The following is a 3,651-nucleotide window of genomic DNA, read 5'->3' as shown; positions in this document are numbered from 1 at the left end:
GGCGGGCGAACGCGGCCTGCCGCCGGTGCATCTCTGGCATCCGGCCCATTGCGGCGAGATCGACATCCGCATCCGCAAGGACGGGGTGTGGTTCCACGAGGGTACGCCGATCGGGCGAGAGGCCTTGTGCGCCTGTTCTCGACCGTGCTGCGTCTCGACCCCGACGGCTATCACCTGGTCACCCCGGTTGAGAAGATGCGCATCCAGGTCGAGGACGCGCCGTTCATCGCCGTGCGGGTCGACCAGGAGGGCGATGTCCTCAGGTTTCTGACCAATGTCGGCGACACGGTCGAGGCGGGGCCCGACAACGCCATCCGTGTCGAGATGGACCCGGCGACCGGCGCGCCCCGGCCCTATCTGCATGTGCGGCGCGGGCTGGAGGCCCTGATCGCCCGGCCGGTGTTCTATGAGCTGGTCGAGCTGGCGGTCGAGCGCGACACGCCCGAGGGTCCGGCCCTGGGCGTCCTGTCGCACGGCGTCTGGTTCCCGATCGGTCCGGCCGGAGCGCATCGACCATGACCCCGGCGCAACGGCGGGCCTGGATCATCAGCCGTCTGGACCCTATCGACGCCTATGACCCGGCCGGGGCCGCCGCCCAGTCGGATTTCGATCTCAATCCGGGCCTGCTGCCCGACCATGTTCACGCCACCCGCCCCGCCGCCGTGCTGGTCGGTCTGGTCGAGCGCGAGGAGGGGCTGACCGTGCTGCTGACCCGGCGCTCGGACACCCTGCGCAGCCACACCGGCCAGATCGCCTTTCCGGGCGGCCGCTGCGACGCCGGCGAGACTCCCTGGGAGACCGCCCTGCGCGAGGCCCAGGAAGAGGTCGGGCTCGACCCGGCCCTGGTCAGTGTGGTCGGCATGCTCAACGGCTATCAGACGGTCACCGGCTTCCATGTTCGGCCGGTGGTCGGGTTCATCGATCCGGCCGCGGTGTTCACCGCCAGCCCGGACGAGGTGGCCGACGTGTTCGAGACGCCGTTCGACTTCCTGATGGATCCCGACAATCACCAGCGCCAGCATCGCGACGTTCCCGGCGGCGAGCGGCGGCACTTCTACGCCATGCCCTGGAACGACCGCTTCATCTGGGGCGCGACGGCGGGCATGTTGCGCGGTTTCTACGAGCGTCTGCACGGCCCCGACCAGGACTGAATCCCTCGGGCCCGGGGGGTGCGCCTCTAACACTGCTTGGATTGCTGGACATAATCGTCTGTTATGCCCGGCCCTGGCTCGCCGGGTCAGTAAGCGATGATTTTGGGGTCAAGTAGCGTGAACATCCAAACGATCGGCCCGGCGCCCTGGATGGCGCTTCCGGAGACCCAGGCGGTAATCACCGCCCTCGAGGTCCGCGGGTTCAAGGGCTGCGCCCGGTTCGTCGGCGGCTGCGTGCGCAACACCCTGATGGGCAAGCCCATCGACGATATCGACATCGCCACCACCCTGACCCCCGACCAGGTCATCGAGGCGCTGGCCGAGGCCGGCCTCAGGGCCATCCCCACGGGCGTCGACCACGGCACGGTGACGGCCCTGTCGGGCGGCAAGCCCTACGAGATCACCACCCTGCGCCGCGACGTCTCGACCGACGGCCGCCGCGCCGTGGTGGCCTTCACCCAGGACTGGGACCAGGACGCCGAGCGTCGCGACTTCCGCTTCAACGCCCTTTATGTGGATCTCGACGGTCGGCTCTATGACCCGACCGGCGAGGGCGTCAACGACGCCCGCGAGGGCCGGGTGGTGTTCGTCGGCGATCCGATGATGCGGATTCGCGAGGACTATCTGCGCATCCTGCGGTTCTTCCGGTTCCATGCCTGGTACGGCAAGGGCGAGGCCGATCAGGCCGCCCTTGCCGCCTGCAAGGCGCTCAAGGGCATGGTTCAGGGCCGGGCGGCCGAGCGAACCCAGAAGGAGTTGCTCAAGCTGCTGGCGGCCGACGATCCGCGCGGGGCCCTGCGGCTGATGGCGGCCACCAGCGTGCTGTCCTCGATCCTGCCCTTCGTGAAGTCGCTGGCCCGGTTCGAGGGGCTGCTGACCATCGAGACCGAGCAACTCTACGAGAACGATTGCGAACTGCGCCTGGCCGCCCTGATTCCCGAAGATGTGGCGGTGGCCGAGCAAATGGCCGAGCGCCTGCGGCTGTCCAACGCCCTGAAGGACCGCCTGGTCGAGGCCGTGGGCAAGTCGCCGCGCATCGTCTCGTGGATGAGCCCGCGCGAGGCCCGCCGCGCCGTCTACGCCCTCGGCGTCAAGACCTTCACCGACCGCATCAAGCTGGCCTGGGCCGGGGCCGAGCGCAGCTCGACCACGCCGCAGTGGCGCGGCCTGCTGGCCCTGGCCGAAAGCTGGACTCCGCCGCCCTTCCCCCTGACTGGCGAGGATGTCCTCAAGGCCGGGGTGCCCAAGGGCCCGATGGTCGGCGAGGTGATGCGCGAGGTCGAGATCTGGTGGATCGACCAGGACTTCATCGAGGACAAGTTCTCGGCCATCGAGCGCTCAAGGCCGTGGCCCAGGGCATGGCGTTCTGAGCGACCGGGCATGAAGATCGGCCTGATCGAGACCGGCGCGCCGCCGCAGCCCCTGCGGCCGGCCTTCGGGTCCTATCCCGACATGTTCCAGGCGCTTCTGGGGCCGGGACATCAGTACCAGACCTTCGACGTCCAGGCCGGAGACCTGCCGGCCGCGCCGCGCGACTGCGACGCCTATGTCGTCACCGGATCCTCGGCTGGCGTCTATGAAGACCTGCCGTGGATCGCGCCCCTGAAGGGCTTTCTGCGCGCGGCCAAGGGCCAGGCCGCCCTGGTCGGGGTGTGCTTTGGCCACCAGATCATGGCCGAGGCCTTCGGCGGGCGGGTCGTGAAATCCGACAAGGGCTGGGGCGTGGGCCTGGCCCGCTATGCCATCGCCGAGATCGCCCCCTGGATGGACGCGGGCGGCGGCGTCGCCATACCCGCCTCGCATCAGGACCAGGTCGTGGACCTGCCGCCGGGCGCGCGGGTGCTGGCCGGCAGCGCCTTCACCCCGTTCGGCGTGCTGGCCTATGACGACCAGCCGGCGATCTCTATGCAGTTCCATCCCGAGTTCGACCCGGCCTATGCCGCCGCCCTGATCGAGGCGCGGCGCGGGACCCGCTACACCGATCCGCAAGCCGACGCCGCGATCGCCAGCCTGTCGGCGCCCAATGACCGGGCGCGGGTGGGGGCGTGGATCGAAAGCTTCCTGACCCAGGCAACGAAAGCCTGAGCTTGGCCGTTCCCCGTGGGCTTGCCGGGAGAGTCAGTCATGCGCTTCACCACCCTTGTCGTCCTGTCCAGCCTGGCCTTCGGGGCCGGAGCGCTCGCCGCCGGCGCCGCCGCGACCGACGATTCCGCCGCGCCGCCCCCGGTCGAGGCCCTGAAGCCGGCGTCCGCCTTCGTCTCGATCAAGGATCCCGCGACCCGCTCGCTGGCCCTGTTCACCGAGGCTGGCAAGGTGATCGCGAGCCCGCGCTGCATGAACTGCCACCCGGCCGAGCGCAGCCCGACCCAGGGCGACGCGATGACGCCGCACAATCCGCCGATGGCCGCCGGCCAGAGCGGCCACGGCGCCCCGGGCCTGCCGTGCCTGTCCTGCCATGGCGCGACCAATGTGAAGACCTGGGGTCAGGACATCCGCTCGA

The 3,651-nt window shown here is 69.8% G+C and carries 2 protein-coding genes and 3 pseudogenes; all 5 read left to right on the top strand.

Annotated elements, in window-relative coordinates; translation table 11 throughout:
• Nucleotides 1–519, top strand: a pseudogene (locus CSW58_RS12325) (DUF1285 domain-containing protein); the annotation flags it as partial.
• Complete coding sequence (locus CSW58_RS12320) at nt 516–1,151, top strand: CoA pyrophosphatase (RefSeq protein ID WP_099447479.1); 636 nt, start codon at nt 516–518, stop codon at nt 1,149–1,151. The pseudogene CSW58_RS12325 and the gene CSW58_RS12320, both read left to right, overlap by 4 nt.
• A 96-nt stretch (nt 1,152–1,247) precedes the next feature.
• Nucleotides 1,248–2,521 (top strand): annotated as a pseudogene (locus tag CSW58_RS12315) (CCA tRNA nucleotidyltransferase).
• Between the two features lie 10 nt (nt 2,522–2,531).
• Nucleotides 2,532–3,236 (top strand): type 1 glutamine amidotransferase, encoded by a 705-nt coding sequence (locus CSW58_RS12310; RefSeq protein ID WP_099447480.1) that lies wholly within the window; start codon nt 2,532–2,534, stop codon nt 3,234–3,236.
• A gap of 39 nt (nt 3,237–3,275) precedes the next feature.
• Nucleotides 3,276–3,651 (top strand): annotated as a pseudogene (locus CSW58_RS12305) (Isoquinoline 1-oxidoreductase subunit); the annotation flags it as partial.

The sequence above is a fragment of the Caulobacter sp. B11 genome (genome assembly GCF_002737765.1).
In the GTDB taxonomy this organism is placed as follows: Bacteria; Pseudomonadota; Alphaproteobacteria; order Caulobacterales; family Caulobacteraceae; genus Caulobacter.
This window is presented reverse-complemented; position numbering and strand designations above follow the sequence as displayed.